This window comes from Streptomyces sp. NPDC059909, from assembly GCF_042730885.1.
In the GTDB taxonomy this organism is placed as follows: domain Bacteria; phylum Actinomycetota; class Actinomycetes; order Streptomycetales; family Streptomycetaceae; genus Streptomyces.
Window position 1 is genome coordinate 124760 of record NZ_JBHWKX010000014.1, and the last position, 17520, is coordinate 142279.

At 71.2% G+C, this 17520-nt stretch carries 16 protein-coding genes; 13 read left to right on the forward strand and 3 right to left on the reverse strand.

Going from position 1 to position 17520, the window contains the following annotated elements:
- Positions 1 to 5: 5 nt before the first annotated feature.
- The 8 genes from ybeY (at position 6) to era (ending at position 7401) form a co-directional block, all read left to right on the forward strand.
- The gene (gene ybeY / locus ACFV9O_RS13000) at positions 6 to 503 is read left to right on the forward strand and encodes an rRNA maturation RNase YbeY (protein WP_385416246.1); all 498 of its coding nucleotides are present in this window, start codon (positions 6 to 8) and stop codon (positions 501 to 503) included.
- Positions 500 to 1768, forward strand: coding sequence for a hemolysin family protein (locus ACFV9O_RS13005; protein ID WP_385416249.1), 1269 nt, complete (start codon positions 500 to 502; stop codon positions 1766 to 1768). The genes ybeY and ACFV9O_RS13005 overlap by 4 nt, the downstream gene beginning before the upstream one ends.
- An 8-nt stretch (positions 1769 to 1776) precedes the next feature.
- Positions 1777 to 2130: an MmcQ/YjbR family DNA-binding protein gene (locus ACFV9O_RS13010; protein ID WP_385416315.1), complete on the forward strand. Its 354-nt coding sequence runs from the start codon at positions 1777 to 1779 to the stop codon at positions 2128 to 2130.
- Between the two features lie 149 nt (positions 2131 to 2279).
- Positions 2280 to 3014 carry a hypothetical protein gene (locus ACFV9O_RS13015; protein WP_385416251.1) on the forward strand — a complete coding sequence of 245 codons (735 nt, stop codon included), beginning with the start codon at positions 2280 to 2282 and terminating at the stop codon, positions 3012 to 3014.
- Positions 3015 to 3041: 27 nt separating this feature from the next.
- Positions 3042 to 3398, forward strand: a complete 357-nt coding sequence (locus tag ACFV9O_RS13020) for a cytidine deaminase (protein WP_385416253.1) — start codon at positions 3042 to 3044, stop codon at positions 3396 to 3398.
- Positions 3399 to 4003: 605 nt separating this feature from the next.
- On the forward strand, positions 4004 to 5353 hold the full coding sequence (locus ACFV9O_RS13025) for a beta-xylosidase (RefSeq protein WP_385416255.1): 1350 nt from the start codon (positions 4004 to 4006) through the stop codon (positions 5351 to 5353).
- A gap of 61 nt (positions 5354 to 5414) precedes the next feature.
- A complete protein-coding gene (locus tag ACFV9O_RS13030) occupies positions 5415 to 6356 on the forward strand; it encodes a WxL protein peptidoglycan domain-containing protein (protein WP_385416258.1) in 942 nt (313 codons plus the stop codon).
- A gap of 97 nt (positions 6357 to 6453) precedes the next feature.
- Positions 6454 to 7401: a GTPase Era gene (gene era, locus ACFV9O_RS13035; RefSeq protein ID WP_385416260.1), complete on the forward strand. Its 948-nt coding sequence runs from the start codon at positions 6454 to 6456 to the stop codon at positions 7399 to 7401.
- 103 nt (positions 7402 to 7504) lie between these two features.
- Here the strand turns inward: era and ACFV9O_RS13040 are convergent, their stop codons facing one another.
- Both ACFV9O_RS13040 and ACFV9O_RS13045 read right to left on the reverse strand, forming a co-directional pair.
- A complete protein-coding gene (locus ACFV9O_RS13040; RefSeq protein WP_385416263.1) occupies positions 7505 to 7771 on the reverse strand; it encodes a protealysin inhibitor emfourin in 267 nt (88 codons plus the stop codon).
- 46 nt (positions 7772 to 7817) lie between these two features.
- Positions 7818 to 8885 (reverse strand): M4 family metallopeptidase, encoded by a 1068-nt coding sequence (locus ACFV9O_RS13045; protein ID WP_385416265.1) that lies wholly within the window; start codon positions 8883 to 8885, stop codon positions 7818 to 7820.
- Between the two features lie 304 nt (positions 8886 to 9189).
- Between ACFV9O_RS13045 and leuA the strand changes: the two genes are divergently transcribed.
- The 5 genes from leuA (at position 9190) to ACFV9O_RS13070 (ending at position 16316) form a co-directional block, all read left to right on the forward strand.
- Positions 9190 to 10953, forward strand: coding sequence for a 2-isopropylmalate synthase (gene leuA / locus ACFV9O_RS13050; RefSeq protein ID WP_385416267.1), 1764 nt, complete (start codon positions 9190 to 9192; stop codon positions 10951 to 10953).
- 160 nt (positions 10954 to 11113) lie between these two features.
- Positions 11114 to 11833: a TerB family tellurite resistance protein gene (locus ACFV9O_RS13055; RefSeq protein ID WP_385416270.1), complete on the forward strand. Its 720-nt coding sequence runs from the start codon at positions 11114 to 11116 to the stop codon at positions 11831 to 11833.
- 397 nt (positions 11834 to 12230) lie between these two features.
- Positions 12231 to 14402: an MMPL family transporter gene (locus ACFV9O_RS13060; protein WP_385416272.1), complete on the forward strand. Its 2172-nt coding sequence runs from the start codon at positions 12231 to 12233 to the stop codon at positions 14400 to 14402.
- A 4-nt stretch (positions 14403 to 14406) separates the two neighbouring features.
- On the forward strand, positions 14407 to 15630 hold the full coding sequence (locus ACFV9O_RS13065) for a sensor histidine kinase (RefSeq protein ID WP_385416275.1): 1224 nt from the start codon (positions 14407 to 14409) through the stop codon (positions 15628 to 15630).
- Positions 15627 to 16316 carry a response regulator gene (locus ACFV9O_RS13070; RefSeq protein ID WP_385416277.1) on the forward strand — a complete coding sequence of 230 codons (690 nt, stop codon included), beginning with the start codon at positions 15627 to 15629 and terminating at the stop codon, positions 16314 to 16316. Before ACFV9O_RS13065 ends, ACFV9O_RS13070 begins: the two co-directional genes overlap by 4 nt.
- A 107-nt stretch (positions 16317 to 16423) precedes the next feature.
- Here the strand turns inward: ACFV9O_RS13070 and ACFV9O_RS13075 are convergent, their stop codons facing one another.
- The gene (locus ACFV9O_RS13075; protein ID WP_385416281.1) at positions 16424 to 17284 is read right to left on the reverse strand and encodes a DUF3626 domain-containing protein; all 861 of its coding nucleotides are present in this window, start codon (positions 17282 to 17284) and stop codon (positions 16424 to 16426) included.
- Between the last annotated feature and the right edge of the window lie 236 nt (positions 17285 to 17520).

Genomic DNA, 17520 nt, shown 5'->3' on the forward strand with positions numbered 1-17520 from the left:
GCACCATGTCGATCGACGTCAACAACGAGTCAGGAACCGAGGTCGACGAGCAGGCGATCCTCGACATCGCCCGCTACGCGCTCGCGCGGATGCGTATCCACCCGCTCTCCGAGCTCTCGGTGATCGTCGTGGACGCCGAAGCCATGGAGCAGCTCCACATCCAGTGGATGGACCTGCCAGGCCCGACCGACGTCATGTCCTTCCCGATGGACGAGCTGCGCCCGCCGGTCAAGGACGACGAGGAGCCCCCGCAGGGGCTCCTCGGTGACATCGTGCTCTGTCCCGAGGTCGCCCGTCAGCAGGGCGAGGAGGCGCCGACCCAGCACTCCATGGACGAGGAGCTCCAGCTCCTCACCGTCCACGGAGTGCTGCACCTCCTCGGCTACGACCACGAGGAGCCGAACGAGCGGGCGGAGATGTTCGGGCTGCAGGCGGCGATCGTCGACGGCTGGCGCTCGGAGAAGGGCCTGACCGGGCCGTCCCCGGCGCCGACCGTTTCATGAGCGCCCAGCTGGTCATCGGGGCGGTCCTGCTCGTCGTCGTCGCCTGGCTGGCGGCGTGCGCCGAGGCGGGCATCGCCCGCGTCTCCAGCTTCCGCGCCGCCGAGGCCCTGCGTTCCGGGCGGCGCGGCGCCGATCGACTCGTCCAGGTCGCGTCCGATCCCACCCGCTATCTCAATGTGGCCCTGCTCGTCCGGGTCGCCTGCGAGATGGCGGCGGGGGTCCTCGTCACCTACGCCTGTCTGCAGGAGTTCTCCGAGACCTGGGAGGCGCTGGCCGTCGCCATCGGCGTGATGGTCCTCGTCTCCTTCGTCGCCGTCGGGGTCTCGCCGCGCACCATCGGCCGCCAGCACCCGCTGAACACGGCGACGGCCGCGGCCTACGTCCTGCTCCCGCTGGCCCGTGTCATGGGCCCGGTCCCGCAGCTGCTGATCCTCATCGGCAACGCGCTGACGCCCGGCAAGGGCTTCCGCAAGGGCCCGTTCGCGAGCGAGGCCGAGCTGCGCGCGATGGTCGACCTCGCCGAGCAGGAGTCGCTGATCGAGGACGAGGAGCGCCGTATGGTGCATTCCGTCTTCGAGCTCGGCGACACGCTCGTGCGGGAGGTCATGGTGCCGCGTACGGACCTGGTCTGCATCGAGCGCTACAAGACCATCCGCCAGGCGCTCACCCTCGCCCTGCGCTCCGGCTTCTCCCGGATCCCGGTGACCGGGGAGAACGAGGACGACATCGTCGGGATCGTGTATCTGAAGGACCTCGTCCGCAAGACGCACATCAACCGGGACGCGGAGGCCGAGCTGGTCTCCACGGCGATGCGGCCCGCGGCGTTCGTGCCGGACACCAAGAACGCGGGGGACCTGCTGCGCGAGATGCAGCAGGAGCGCAACCATGTCGCGGTCGTCATCGACGAGTACGGCGGCACGGCCGGGATCGTGACGATCGAGGACATCCTCGAGGAGATCGTCGGCGAGATCACCGATGAGTACGACCGGGAGCTGCCGCCCGTGCAGGAGCTGGGCGACGCGCGCTACCGGGTCACCGCGCGGCTCGACGTCGGGGACCTCGGTGAGCTGTTCGGCCTCGACGAGTTCGACGACGAGGACGTCGAGACCGTCGGCGGCCTCCTCGCCAAGTCCCTCGGGCGCGTCCCGATCGCGGGCGCGAGCGCGGTGGTGGAGCTGCCGGACGGCCGCTCCCTGCGGCTGACCGCCGAGTCGCCGGCCGGCCGCCGGAACAAGATCGTCACGGTGCTGGTGGAGCCCGCGTGAGCAGCCGGATGACCCCTCAGCAGCTGAAGGCCGTCTGCCTGGAGCAGAACGCGGCGGTGGAGGACTTCCCCTTCGGCCCCGAGCACTCGGTCTTCAAGGTCGCCGGGAAGATGTTCGCCATCACCGACCTGGACGCCACCCCGCTGACGGTGGGGCTCAAGTGCGACCCGGACGAGGCGGTCCGGTTGCGTGCCGAGTATCCGGCGATCGTCCCCGGCTACCACCTCAACAAGCGCCACTGGAACACGGTGACGGTGGGCGAGCTCCCGGCCCGTATGGTCCGCGAACTCATCGAGGACTCCTACGACCTCGTGGTCGCGGGCCACCCCAAGGCGGAGCGGCTCCGCCTGGACCGTCCTTAGGTCCCCGGCCGGGACCGTGGGCATCGCAGGTCGCGGGGGCACACCTGCCCGCGTACCCGCCGACGGGGGTGTATATCCTCGGCCTCGATCATCGAGGAGGGGGGGCCTCCTCGGGACGCACAGCACCACGATCCAGGGGAGAACGACCCATGCGTTCCTACATGCGCCACGGCGCCACCGCCGCTCTTGCCGTCTCGGCACTCTTCCTCACGACGGCGTGCGGCGGCTCGTCGGACGACTCGTCCGCGAAGAAGCCCGCCGGACAGGACAAGGCGGCGCAGGACACGACGAAGAAGGACGACGCCGCGAGCGCCGTGCCGCTGACCGCCGCGCAGATGAAGGCCGCGACCGTGGAGGTCAAGGACCTGCCGTCCGGGTGGAAGACCGACAAGCCGACGGCGCCCGCGACGGACGCCCCGAAGGCGGACAAGCCCGAGTGCCAGCCGATCGCCGACCTCATGGCGGACGAGGTCCCCGGCGCCACGATGGGCACGAACGCGGACTTCTCGCTCGAGAGCGACAGCACGCTGCTCAGCCAGCAGGTCCTCACCTACTCCGGTGCTGGTGCCGCGGACTGGGTGAAGTCCATCGGTAGCGCCGCGGAGACCTGCACCTCGTTCACCATCGAACAGGAAGGTGAGAAGCTCGAGATCAAGGTCGAGAAGCTCACGGATCCGCAGATCGGAGAGTCGTCCTCCGCCCTCCGGATGAACATCGAGATCCCGTCGGTCAGCATGAAGTTCGAGTCCGACGTTTTCGTCGCCCAGCAGGGCACGGGTGCGACCCGGGTGGCCTACGTCCCGGCCGACGCCGCGGGCCACAAGGACTTCGCCGACCTGGCCAAGCGGACGGGCGACAAGTTCGTCAAGGGCGCCCAGAGCTGACCGGGATTCCCGGCTTATGCTCGGCGCATGACTGAGAGCACCGAGCTTGGCCCCGAGGACCGCAAGATCATCACGCTGGCCCGCAGCGCACGCGCCCGCAACGGCGTGCCGGAGGGCGCGGCCGTACGGGACGAGACCGGGCGCACGTACGTCGCGGGGACCGTGGTGCTGGAGTCGCTGAAGCTCAGCGCGCTGCAGACCGCGGTCGCGATGGCGGTGGCGAGCGGTGCGAAGTCCCTGGAGGCCGCGGCCGTGGTGACCGAGGCCGAGACCGCGGCGGACGAGGACCGCGCGGCGGTGCGCGACCTGGGCGGCCCCGAGACCCCCGTACTGCTGGCGGGCCCGGACGGAACGGTACGGCTCACGGTCCCGGCCGGCAGCTGAGCCCGGGACCCCGTGACGTTCGCGGTTCCGGCCGGGCCCGTCGGCCGGGCCCGTCGGCCGGGACGCGCATGACCGCTTCCGCTTACTGAGCGGACAGTGGCCAACTGCTCTCAAGTCCCTGAAGAATCAGGGGACTTTCCCTTGCAATCGCTGCTCCGCTGCGTATCAATGAACAGAAGTTCATCCGACGGACCGTCAGATGCGCCGGTCGGCCGGGTGCGGGGCGCGAGCCGCAGTCCCGCACCGTCCTCGGCCGTCCAGCCTCCGTGCGGCGCGCGCACCCCGCTCACGGACGGTCCGCGCCCTCCCGTACGCCGACTGATCCGGCTGGACGTCGACCGATCCTCCCGGACGCCGGCCGATCCGGCCGGACGCACAACGGCCGCTGCCGCCGCACCAATCGGCGGCAGCGCACCACCGGCCTTTTGTCATCCGGTGAGTACCGATCGTCCCGCAGATGCGGCGAAGTTGACAGTATCTGATGGTCCATCAGTCAGGACATTTCGATTCCATTGACTTCTTCCGCCCGCCGGTCGTCAATGGCCCCCCGTAGGTGCAGGAATACCGCAGGAGCCGCTGCACCCACACCCTCAGGAGGGGCGACCATGGCCATCTCAGGTCCACCGAACCGAAGATCTGCCGGCCGAAGACGCCGCTGGGCGGCAGCTCTGGGGGTGACCGCGCTCGCGGTCACCGGGGCGGGGGTGTCGGCAGCGCCGGCCGTCGCCCGGGCGACGGCGTCCGTGGCGGTGGACTTCCCCACGCACTGTGTGCCGCCACCCATCGCCGGCATCCCGCCGATCGACGGCACCACGACCGCCGAGATCACCGTCGACAACGCGGCACCCAAGGTCGGCGACACGGTCACCGTCACCTACACGGTGAAGAAACCCGCCGCCAGCAACCCCGTCGACCTCGCGCTCCCCGCCGACATCATGACGCCCAGCGGCAAGGTCGCCCTCGGCGGCGCCCAGAGCGGCAGCGTCACCGTCACCGGCCCCAAGAAGAACCCGCCGGTGCCGGGCAAGGGCGAGTTCCCGCCGTTCTCCATGACCGGGACCTTCACGGTCACCGCACCCGGCTCGATCACCCTCTCGCCGGGCGACTACAACATCCACACCAGCTACATCATGGAGCTGGACACCCCCTGCACGGTGACGAATCCGCCTGCCCCCGTCTCCCGGACGATCATCGCGACGGACGACGGCGGCCCGGTCAACGAGCGCACCATCACGCTCAGCGCGGCCTCCGGGAAGCCCGGCGAGCGGGTGACCGTCACCGGCGCCGAGTTCACCCCGAACGCCGATGTCACCGTGGCCGGCTGGAATGGCACCGCGCCGACCGCCGACAAGATCACCTCCAAGGCGACCGCCACGGGCACCTTCACCTTCCTTCCGAAGATCAACGATCCGGCGACCGTCGGCATCGTCGCGTTCGAGGGCGACAGCTGGGATCCGGCGAAGGGCGCCGGCCCGGCCGCGTACTCCCTTGTCGGTGACGTGCCCCCGCTCGGCCAGCAGCTCAACTCCTCGGTCAAGGCGGGCACCCTGTCGATGACCCAGGCCGGGGACTCCGTCCAGCTGACGTCCGTCGACTTCGGCCAGGGCGGCGCCGCCACCGGAGACCTGAACGCGGTGACGGTCAAGGACTTCCGCGGCGGCCCCGCGGGCTGGTCCCTGACCGGCAGGGTCACCGACTTCACCGGACCCGGCGGAAAGATCGACGCGGGCAAGCTCTCCTGGACCCCGTCCTGCACCACCAAGGCGGGCAGCCCCAGCACCTGCGCGGCTGGCTCCGCGGGCGTCGTCGGCAGCGCCGGCGCGACCCTGGCGTCCACCCCCAATGGAGCGTTCACCGGTGGCGAGTTCACCGCGGGCGCGACGGTGTCGCTGGACGTCCCGGCGTTCACGGCCCCCGGCGCGTACTCCGCCGTGCTCACCCTGACGCTCACGTGACCACCAGGCGGGCCGGGCGCGCACCCGGTCGGCCCGCCCCGACCCCGGGGGTTCCGCACCCGTGCGAAAGCTGTCCGCACTCCTCCTGGCCCTGACCGCCCTCCTGTACGGCGCCCCGGGCGCCCACGCCGCCGACAACGGCGAGTGGTCCGTCGAACCGGCCGCCTCCGGGCCCGACCACCGCCCGTACTTCTACCTCGCCGCCGCTCCCGGCACCACGCTCACCGACCGGGTCACGGTGACCAACAAGACCGCGGCCCCGCTGACCTTCCGGCTGTACGCCGCCGACGCGTACAACACCGAGCGCGACGGCGGCTTCGCCGTACGCACCCGGAGCGAGCCCCAGCGCGGCGTCGGCGCCTGGGCGAAACCCGAACGCGACCGGGTCACCGTCCCCGCGCGCTCCGCGGTCACCGTCCCGTACGCCCTGACCGTGCCCGAGACCGCCGAGCCCGGTGACCATCCCGGTGCCGTCGTCGCCCTCGACGAGCGCGTCGCCGCGGGGTCCGGGGACGCGGTCGCGGTCGGCATCCAGCGGGCCGTCGGCGCCCGGATCCATCTGCGGGTGAACGGCCCGACGATGGCCGCGCTGTCGGTCGAGGACGTCCGGTACACCCCGCACCGGCCGCTGGTCCCGGGCGCCGGCGACAGCAGCGCGGTCATCTCGTACACGCTCCACAATCGCGGCAACGTCACCCTCAACCCCAGGGTCGCCCTCCGCGCCGAGGGCCTCTTCGGCCGTACACTCCTGGCCCGCGACCTGACGAAGATCCCCAGCGAACTGCTGCCGCGCCAGAAGATCCGGCTGACCGAGACCTGGGCGGGAGCGCCGCAGCTCGACTGGGGCGAGGTCACGCTGACCGCGAGCGCGCGGGACGTCCGCGAGTCCGCGGCGGTGTCTTTCTTCGCCCTGCCCTGGCTGGTCGCGGCCGTGCTGCTGGCGGCGGCATCGGGCGCGGGGCTGTGGCTGCGGACACGCCTCCGGAGGGCGCGCGACACGTGAGCGCGCGGGGCCCGGGAGGGGTCAGGCACGTGAGTACGCGGGCCCGGCAGGGGCGCGCGGTACGTGAGGGCCCCGCGGATCGGGGAGAATGGCCCGCATGAGCGTTCACACCCCTGGATCCGAGGCCCCGCACCGCGCCGGCTTCGCCTGTTTCGTCGGCCGCCCCAACGCGGGCAAGTCCACCCTCACGAACGCTCTGGTCGGCCAGAAGGTGGCGATCACCTCCAAGAAGCCGCAGACCACCCGGCACACCGTCCGCGGCATCGTGCACCGCCCCGACCTGAACGCGCAGCTCGTGCTCGTGGACACGCCCGGCCTGCACAAGCCGCGCACGCTGCTCGGCGAGCGGCTCAACGATGTCGTACGGACCACCTGGGCCGAGGTCGACGTGATCGGCTTCTGTCTGCCGGCCAACGAGAAGGTCGGCCCGGGGGATCGTTTCATCGCCAAGGAACTGGCCGGGATCAAGAAGACCCCCAAGGTCGCCATCGTCACCAAGACCGACCTGGTCGACTCCAAGACGCTCGCGGAGCAGCTGATCGCCATCGACCGGCTCGGCCAGGAGCTCGGCATCGAGTGGGCGGAGATCGTCCCCGTCTCGGCCGTCGGCGACAAGCAGGTCGCACTGCTGGGCGACCTGCTGGTCCCGCTCATGCCGGAGAGCCCTCCGCTCTACCCGGAAGGCGACCTCACCGACGAGCCCGAGCAGGTCATGGTCGCGGAGCTGATCCGCGAGGCCGCGCTCGAGGGCGTACGGGACGAACTGCCGCACTCGATCGCGGTGGTCGTCGAGGAGATGCTGCCGCGCGAGGACCGCCCCGCCGACAAGCCGCTCCTGGACATCCACGCGAACGTCTACATCGAGCGCCCCAGCCAGAAGGGCATCATCATCGGCCCGAAGGGCAGCCGCCTCAAGGAGGTCGGCATCAAGTCCCGCAAGCACATCGAGGCGCTCCTGGGCACGCCGGTCTTCCTGGACCTGCATGTGAAGGTGGCGAAGGACTGGCAGCGGGACCCGAAGCAGCTGCGCAAGCTGGGCTTCTGAGGTCGCCGGCCGTCCGCTCGGGGACCGGGCCGCACCGGACGGCGGTGGTCGAGCATCAGGTCGGACCCGTTCCAGGCCGGGTACGCGAACCGGCGGAACGGGCTCAGGCGCCTTCCTTCAGCACCCGTGAGATCAGCTTGCTCTGCGGCTCCGTGAGCCTCGGATCCGCGCAGTAGACCGTCTTCCCGTCCACGGTGAGCTGGTACTGGAATCCGTCGGGGACCCCCACCGGTGGCGTGCCCCGGCCGTCGCGTACGGCTTCCTCGGCCAGGGCATGCCACTCGTCGGCGTCGGGCCGCCCCGAGGTGTCCACCTCGGCGACCCGCTCGATCCCGGCGAAACCGCCCGTGCGTCGCACTTGAATACGCATGGGTCCTGTCTAGCGCGTCTCGTGGGGATCCGCCTCCGCCGGTGCGTCAGTTGGCCGGTACGCCGACCTGCGACCAGGCCTTGAGTACCGCCTCGTGCTCCTCGCCCTCCCCGTACCGCGCGGCCGCCGCCGCGACCGTGGCCCTGGCGAAGTCGGTGAAGGACGCGTCGACCTCCAGGGCCCCCGAGACCATCACGTCGTACCAGATCTGCCCCGCCCGCTCCCACGCCTTGCCGCCGAGCTGGGTGGCCAGCTGGTAGAAGGCGTGGTTGGGGATGCCGGAGTTGATGTGCACGCCTCCGTTGTCCCGCCCCGTACGGACGTAGTCGTCCATCGTCGCGGGCTGCGGGTCCTTGCCGAGCACGTCGTCGTCGTACGCCGAGCCCGGCTCCTTCATCGACCGCAGCGCCACGCCCGTCACCCGCGGGGCGAGCAGCCCGGCGCCGATCAGCCAGTCGGCCTGGTCGGCAGTCTGGTCGAGGGTGTACTGCTTGACCAGCGAGCCGAAGACGTCCGAGACGGACTCGTTGAGCGCGCCCGGCTGGCCGAAGTACGTCAGGTTCGCCGTGTACTGCGTGAGGCCGTGGGCCAGCTCGTGCGCGATGACGTCCACCGGAACGGTGAAGTCGAGGAAGATCTCGCCGTCACCGTCGCCGAACACCATCTGCTCGCCGTTCCAGAAGGCGTTCCCGTAGTTCTCGTCGTAGTGGACGGTCGCGATCAGCGGCAGGCCCTCGCCGTCGATCGAGTTCCGCCCGTACGAGGAGAGCAGCAGCTCGAAGGTCGCGCCGAGGCCGGCGTACGCGCGGTTGACGGTCGCGTCCTGGCCCGGCTCCTCGCCCTCGGAGCGCACCTTCGTACCGGGGAGCGTCGTTCCGTGCTCGGCGTCGTACAGGGTCCGCTGTGGTCCGTCCACGGCGGCCTCGGCCGGGGCGGGGGCGCCGATGACGGTGGTCAGACGGCGGCTGGTGCGCTGTGCGGCGTCCGCGACCAGGGTGCGGCGGGCGGCCGCGGAGATCGCCGGATCGGCGGAGCGGGCGAGCCTGTCCAGGAGGTGCGGGGGCACGATGCCGCAGAAGACGGGGGACGGGACCGGTGGCGTGTGGGAATCCATGTCTGGCAATGTGGCACTGGGTCATGGCAGTGTCACTAGCTGCGACCATGATTAGTGAAATAGGGTGATAGGTCACATTTGGCCGTTACTTTCCCGTTATTGATCGGTCGTCCCGCATACTGAAACAGGACCGGTGCTCACGCCCAAGCTCAGCTAGGCTCGTCCGCATCATGCGTTTCGGGCTGCTTCTCCTTAGCTGCCGCGGCGAGGGCCTGTAGTCGTAGGCCGACCCCCTCCCCGCGGAGTCTGGTGCTGCTTCGACAGTCGGCCGTCCCCCGTGCAGGACCCCGAGGAGCCCTACGCAATGTCCCAGTCGCAGTGGATCGGCCGTCCCACCCCGATCACCAACACGACGCACACCCAGAAGCCCTCCGGCATGCCGGCCCACAAGTACGGCCAGTACGAGGCCGTGCGGATCCCGGACCGCACCTGGCCCGAGCAGCGGATCACCAAGGCGCCGCGCTGGCTGTCCACGGACCTGCGCGACGGCAACCAGGCCCTGATCGACCCCATGTCACCGGCCCGCAAGCGCGAGATGTTCGACCTGCTGGTCCGCATGGGCTACAAGGAGATCGAGGTCGGCTTCCCGGCCTCCGGAGAGACGGACTTCGCCTTCGTACGGTCGATCATCGAAGAGGGCGCAGTCCCCGATGACGTGACCATCTCCGTCCTGACCCAGGCCCGCGAGGACCTGATCGAGCGCACCGTGGAGTCCCTGGTCGGCGCGAAGCGCGCCACCGTCCACCTCTACAACGCGACAGCCCCCGTCTTCCGCCGGGTCGTCTTCCGCGGCTCCAAGGACGACATCAAGCAGATCGCCGTCGACGGCACCCGCCTGGTGATGGAGTACGCGGAGAAGCTGCTGGGCGACGAGACGGTCTTCGGCTACCAGTACAGCCCGGAGATCTTCACCGACACCGAGCTGGACTTCGCCCTGGAGGTCTGCGAGGCCGTCTGCGACGTGTGGCAGCCCGGCCCCGGCCGCGAGATCATCCTGAACCTGCCCGCCACCGTGGAGCGTTCGACGCCCTCCACGCACGCGGACCGCTTCGAGTGGATGTCGCGGAACCTGACCCGCCGCGAGTACGTGTGCCTGTCCGTCCACCCGCACAACGACCGCGGCACGGCGGTCGCCGCCGCCGAGCTGGCCATCATGGCCGGCGCGGACCGCATCGAGGGCTGCCTGTTCGGGCAGGGCGAGCGGACCGGCAACGTCGACCTGGTCACCCTGGGCATGAACCTGTTCTCGCAGGGCGTCGACCCGCAGATCGACTTCTCGCAGATCGACGAGATCCGTCGCACGAGCGAGTACTGCAACCAGATGGAGATCCACCCGCGCCACCCCTACGCGGGCGACCTCGTCTACACCGCCTTCTCCGGCTCCCACCAGGACGCCATCAAGAAGGGCTTCGACGCCATGGAGGCCGACGCGGCCGCCCAGGGCAGGACCGTGGACGACATCGAGTGGGCGGTCCCGTACCTGCCGATCGACCCGAAGGACGTCGGCCGCTCCTACGAGGCCGTCATCCGCGTCAACTCGCAGTCCGGCAAGGGCGGTATCGCGTACGTCCTGAAGAACGACCACAAGCTGGACCTGCCGCGCCGCATGCAGATCGAGTTCTCCCGCATCATTCAGGCCAAGACCGACGCCGAGGGCGGCGAGGTCACGCCGAAGGAGATCTGGTCGGTCTTCCAGGACGAGTACCTGCCCAACCCGGACAACCCGTGGGGCCGGATCCAGCTGCGCACCGGCCAGGCGACCACCGACAAGGACGGCACCGACACCCTGTCCGTCGAGGCGGTCGTCGACGGCGCCGACACCGTCCTGACCGGCTCCGGCAACGGCCCGATCTCCGCGTTCTTCGACGCCCTGGCCGCGATCGACGTGGACGCCCGCCTGCTGGACTACCAGGAGCACACGATGAGCGAGGGTGCCTCCGCGCAGGCCGCCTCCTACATCGAATGCGCCATCGACGGAAAGGTCCTGTGGGGCATCGGCATCGACGCGAACACCACGCGTGCGTCGCTGAAGGCGGTCGTCTCGGCCGTCAACCGCGCGGCCCGCTAGTACCGCCCGCCGTCACCTCTTCCCGAACCCCGCCCCAGCCATGGGGGCGGGGTTCGGCCATGTCCCGGCGATCTGACGCCCGGGTGCTGACGCCACCTCGTCGATGTGGCTAACATCACGTCAATGCGGCAATGTTGCCGGAGCATGACGGAGGTGCGACGTGCTGCCAGCCCGAGGACAACGTGGCCGAAAACTAAGCATCAACGGCATTCGTCTCATTCGTGTCTTCGGCATGCGCACGTCCTGGACCACCATCGGCGACGGCGAGTTCTTCTGCTCCGCATGCGGAGGAGACCGCAACTACCGCCGCCGCACCGGCCGCCGCCGCTTCACCGTCCTCGGCATCCCCGTCCTCCCGCGCGGCTTCGCCGGCCCGGTGCTCGAATGCGCCGCCTGCCACGCCCACTTCGGCACGGAAGTCCTCGACCACCCGACGACCGCCCGCTTCTCCGCGATGCTCCGCGACGCCGTCCACACCGTTGCCCTCGCCGTCCTCGCGGCCGGCGGCACCTCGTCGCGCACGGTCAGGGAGACCGCGGTCGCCACGGTCCGCGCCGCGGGGATCGTCGACTGCACCGAGGACCAGCTGACCACGATGATCGAGGCCCTCGCCGCCGACACCGGCCGCTTCGTCACCGACACGGGCCCGTGCGGCGCCGCCCTCGCCATCGAACTCCACGAGGCCCTCGAGCCCCTCGCCCCGCATCTCGCCACGGCCGGCCGCGAATCGATCCTGCTCCAGGGCGCCCGGATCGCCCTCGCGGACGGGCCGTACAGCCTGGCCGAGCGCGACGTCCTGACGACCGTCGGCAACGCCCTCCAACTCTGCGCGGACGACACGGCCCGCCTCCTCGAGACGGCCCGCACGCCGTCGCCGTGACGGGGCGAGCGCGCCCTCGCCGTAACGGGCGGAGCCCCCGGGCCCCGGTGGGGGGCGCCCCGAGCCGCGTCCGCCGCAGCGCCGGCTGCGCCGGGCGCCCGTAGGGCTCGACGCCCCATTTTCAGCCCGTCCGGGTGTGCGTGTGAGGACCGGGGGTGCAGCGGGCAGCGCCCGGCAAACGGGGTCTGGGAGCGGAGCCCCCACGCGGCGGAGCCGCAACATCGACACAGCCGGGAAGGCGCGGGGTGGGGTGACTTCCCCCTACTCCCCGGGGAGTAACGACCCCCGCCCACCGCCCCCGGGAGTACCCCCGAACTCGCCCTGCGGCCCGATGTATCGGCCCTGCCCCGACGGGAGTCTGGATCGGTCCAGACACCCACCCGGAGGGAGGCCCGAGATGGGGGCCCCGACCACCTCGTACGACGCCGCACCGGCCGCCCCGCCCGGCCCGGGAAAGCCGCGGCGCCCGGGCCGCGCCGCCCTGCCCTGGGCGGTGCTCGCCCTGTGGATCGCGGTCCTCGCCGTCGCCGCGCCCTTCGCGGGCAAGCTCGGCGACGTACAGCGCGACAACATCGTGGACTACCTGCCCGCGGGCGCCGACTCCACCCAGGTCGCCAAGGTCCAGCAGGAGCTGCCGGGTGGCGAGGCCACCGAACTCGTCATCGTCCACCACCGCGACAGCGGACTGACCGACGCCGACCGGACGACGGCCGCCGGCCATGCCGCCCGGATCGCCGCGGCCCACGACCTCACCGCCGAGCCCCGGGGTATCCCGTCGAAGGACGGCACCACCCTCATGTTCCCGGTGTCCTCGACCGAACCCGGAAACGACGAGAAGGCGCGGGCAGCCTTCGTCGAGGACGTACGTGAAGCCGTCTCCAGCGACGGCAGCAGCGACGGCAGCGCGGGACTCACGGTCGAGGTCGGCGGACCCAGCGCCCTCCAGACCGACATGGAGGACGTCTTCGAGACCATCGACGGCACCCTGATGATCGCGACCGTCCTCGTCGTCGCCATCCTGCTGATCCTCACCTACCGCAGCCCGTTCCTGTGGCTCGTCCCCCTGCTCGTCGTCGGCGTCGCCGCACTCACCACCAGGGCCGTGATCTACGGCCTCGCCCAGGGTCTCGACATCACCATCACCAGCCAGGGCGCGGCCATCATGACCGTCCTCGTCTTCGGCGCGGGCACCGACTACGCCCTGCTGCTCGTCGCGCGCTACCGCGAGGAACTGCGCCGCGTCCCGCAGCCGTACGACGCGATGCGCGCGGCCCTGCGCGGCTGCGGGCCCGCCGTACTCGCCTCGTCGGGGACCGTCGCCGCGGGACTGCTGTGCCTGCTCGCCGCCGACCTCAACAGCGCACGCGGCCTCGGCCCCGTCGGCGCGGTGGGCGTGGTGTGCGCGCTGGCCGCCATGCTGACGCTGCTGCCTGCCGTCCTCGTCCTCCTCGGCCGCCGGGTCTTCTGGCCGCTGATCCCCCGCCACGGCAGCGAGGCCGTCCAGCGCCGCAGCCTCTTCGCCGCGATGGGCAGCTCCGCCGGCCGCCGCCCGGTGGCGGTCCTGGCCTCGGGCACCGTGCTGCTCGGCGCGCTCGCGCTCGGCGCGTTCAACCTGCCCGGCACCCTTAAGAACGAGGACAGCTTCACCGAACGCCCCGAGTCCGTCTCCGCGATGCAGACCCTGGCCGCCGCCTACCCCGACCGCAGCGCCCAGCCGATCAGCGTCATCGCCCCGGCCGCCACCGCCGACCGGGTCCTCGCCGAGGCCCGCGCCACCGACGGCGTGGCAGCGGCCGAACGCGGCCGCACTGGAGCGCAGCGAATGGGGGTCCCCCCAGGCCCGGAGGGCTCTGGGGGAGGCTGGACCGAACTCGCGGTCTTCGCCGAGGACGCGCCCGAGACCGCGGGCGAGACCGCCACCATCAAGGCGCTGCGCGCGGGCCTCGACGGCGCGTACGTCGGCGGAGCGAGCGCCCAGCAGCTCGACCTGGAGGAGACCAACGCCCGCGACCGCATGGTCGTCATCCCCCTGGTGCTCGCAGCGGTCCTGCTCGTCCTCGTCGCCCTGCTGCGCAGCCTCGTCGCCCCGCTGATCCTCATCGTCGCCGTCGTCGCCGTGTGGGGCGCCGCCATGGGCCTCGGCGGGCTGGTCTTCGAGCCGCTCTTCGGCTTCGCGGGCGTCGACCCCGGACTGCCGCTGCTCTCCTTCGTCTTCCTCGTCGCACTCGGCGTCGACTACGGCATCTTCCTGATGCACCGGATGCGTGAGGAGGCCCTTACCGGAGCCGAACCGGCCGCCGCCGCGCTGACGGCGCTGCGCACGACCGGCGGCGTCATCGCCTCCGCGGGTATCGTGCTCGCGGCCACCTTCTCGGTCCTCATGAACCTGCCGCTGGTGATGATGGTCGAGATGGGCATCGTCGTCGCGGTGGGGGTGCTGTTGGACACCTTCCTCGTACGGACCTACCTGGTGACGAGCGCGAGCCTGCTGCTCGGCCGCCGGGTGTGGTGGCCGGGACGCCTCAGCGCAGGGACCGCGACCGGGGGCCGGCCCCGTACCGGAGGATGAACGCGTGAAACAGCCTGAGAACGAGGGAGGGGCGCGCCCCCGCCTGGGCGAGCGCGTGCTCACCGCCGTCAGCCGCGACGCCATGACCGTCCCGCACCGGCGGCGCAACGACGCGCTCATCGCCGCGGCCACCGCTGTCCTCGCCCTCGTTCTCGCGCTGGTCGTCCACGACGGACGGACCCCCGACGCACTCGGCTGGGCCCTGCTGGCCGGCAGCAATGCGGCCCTCGCCTGGCGCCGCCGCCACCCGATCGCCGTCCTGTTCGCCGTGCTGCTGTGCGTCGCGCCATACCACGCGGCCGACTACACGCACGCCGCACCTGTGCCGGGAGCGATGCTCGCCCTCTACACCGTGGCCGCGACCGCCCGGCCCCTGCACACATTCCTCATCGGCACCGGTGTTATCGGCACCACCCTGACCGTCATGTTCGGCGTCAGCTCCCACGAGGGCCTGGAGGCGCTGCGCACCTCCGGCTGGATCCTCGCCGTGATCGTCTTCGGTGTCGACGTCCGTATCTACCGCCGCTACATCGCCTCCGTGGTGGCCCGCGCCGAACGCGCGGAGCACACACGCGAGGAGGAGGCCGCCCGCCGCGTCGCCGAGGAACGGCTGCGGATCGCACGGGACCTGCACGACCTCCTCGCCCACAGCATCACCCTGATCGGGGTGCGGACCTCGGTCGCCGCACACGTCCTGACCGTCGACCCGGACCGCCTCGACCGAGAGGCCGTCGCCGCCGCACTGGACGAGATCTCGGAGACCTGCCGGGAGGCGCGGGCCGAACTGCGCACCACATTGGCGGTTCTCCGCGCGGACGGCACCCCGGACGGCCCGCTGCCTGGCCTGGCGGCGCTGCCCGATCTCGTCCGCACGGCGAAGGCGGACCTCACGATGCGGACCGGCGGCACACGCATTCCGCCGGCGTCGGCGGCGGCCGCGTACCGCATCGTGCAGGAGTCCCTGACGAACGCGGTACGGCACGCGGGCACCGACGCCCCGATACGCGTTCTGGTCGAGGCGGACCGCGACCGCGAACTCCGGGTCACGGTCACCAACGGCGGAAACAGCCGCTCGGCCGAGGGCAGTTCGGGCTACGGGATCGTTGGGATGCGCGAACGTGCCCGCAGCGTCGGGGGCACACTGTCCGCGGGCCCGCGCGACGGAGGAGGGTTCGAGGTGGTGGCCGTGCTGCCGCTCGGCGCAGACGGAGAGGGGGCCCTGGCATGACCGGCACCGGCCCGATCCGTGTGCTGCTCGCCGACGACCAGACCCTCGTCCGCGCCTCCTTCGCGATGCTCGTCGAGTCCGCCCGCGACATGGAGGTCGTCGCCCAGGCCGGCACGGGCCTCGAAGCCGTCGAACTGGCCAGCTCCTGCCGCGCCGACGTCGTCGTCATGGACATCCGCATGCCCGAACTCGACGGCATCGAGGCCACCCGCCTCATCGCCGCCGACGACGACCTTGCGGGCGTCAAGGTCCTCGTCCTCACCACGTACGACACCGACGACCACATCCTGGACGCCCTCCGCGCGGGCGCCTCCGGCTTCCTCGTCAAGGACATCCGCCCGGCCGACCTGCTCGACGCGATCAGAACCGTCGCCGCGGGCGACGCCCTCCTCTCGCCGGGCCCCACCGCCCGCCTCATCGCCCGCGTCCTGTCCGCCCCCGCGGCCCCACCACGCGGCGGCCCCGGCCCCGGCTGCCTCTCCGACCGCGAACGCCAGGTCCTCACCCTCGTCGCCCGCGGCCTCACCAACACCGAGATCGCCGAAACCCTCGCCCTCAGCCCCCTCACCGCCAAGACCCACGTCAGCCGCATCATGGGCAAACTCGCAGCCCGCGACCGCGCCCAACTCGTGATCGTGGCCTACGAGTCGGGCCTGGTGACCCCGGGCGGCCCACAGGCCACCTGACCGTCCGGCCCGCCCGCCGCCCTGGACGAGAACGGACTGGACTTCGATGCGCCCGGCCGCGATCAGCGCTCGCACGCGCTCGACTGAGAGACCGGGACCGTAGGGCATCAGCCCAACGCGCTCTCCGCGGACTGCTGTGCCCCGAAACGAGCGACATAGTGCCAGACTCTCTTGATCCCCTGAGGGTCGAAGCGACCGGTACGTGCGGCTTCCCCGAGGACGCGGGGATCGAGCCGGCCGTCGACAGCGATCTGCGTGCCCAGGTCGACGTACTCCTGGCCGCGGTAGCCGGGGTGCAGACGGAGCTCCTCGACCGTGAGCCCGAACCCGGGGTGCCATTCCACCGGGCAGGGCAGGCGCAGGGCCGTGTCCTCGACGGCCGTGCCCTGATAGCGGGGGTCCAGGGCCAGTGCCTCCACATCGCGGTCCAGGCGGACCGGCCCGTGCACCTGTGCCTCGATGTAGTCATCGAGGTCGTCCTGCGAGTCGGCCAGGGCGAGCTCGATGAGCCGCATCCGAGACGCGACACCGAAGTCCGAGGGTTCGAGGAAGCTGTCCGGGTAGCAGAACGTGGTCCGCGCCAGCGTCTCGGCAGTCAGCCGGAAATGGGCGGAGCCGAACCGCGGCGCGCCGCCGACCGCCCTACGACGGAAGTTCAACGCCCCGTAGACGGGCCGCTCATGAGCAGGCGCTTCGTCGTACGCTCCGTCGAAGATGCGGCTCTCCCAGCGCCACCGGTCACCGCCGGGATACGCGGTCAGTCCGCCGTTGCTCGTCCCGGTGACGAACTGCGAGCGGTAGACGCCGTCCATGGCCAGGGCGTCCAGGATCGGCGTGCCACGCAGCAGACGGTCCGGGTGGAAGTTGAGCGTCACCCGCAACGCCGGGTCCACCGGAGGGCCCGAGGCCAGTGCCGCGACATGGCGAAGGGCCCGTACCTGCGGCGTCTGGGAGGCTCCGGAGCTCATCCACGCAGTCTTGCTCAAGCCGATCAACCGGTGCAGGGATTTCCCGTACCCGCGGTCCGGCGGACACAGCAATGGTGCGGGCATCGGTACGGGGCGGTGAAAACGTACATACGCGCCCACCGTCCTCTGCGCCACCGGTGATCTAGTGTCCTGAGTCTTTGATTCGGTTCAGATATCCGGTGAGGCGTTCGAAGATCTCGTCAGCGGTCTTCGTCCAGACGAAGGGCCTGGGGTTG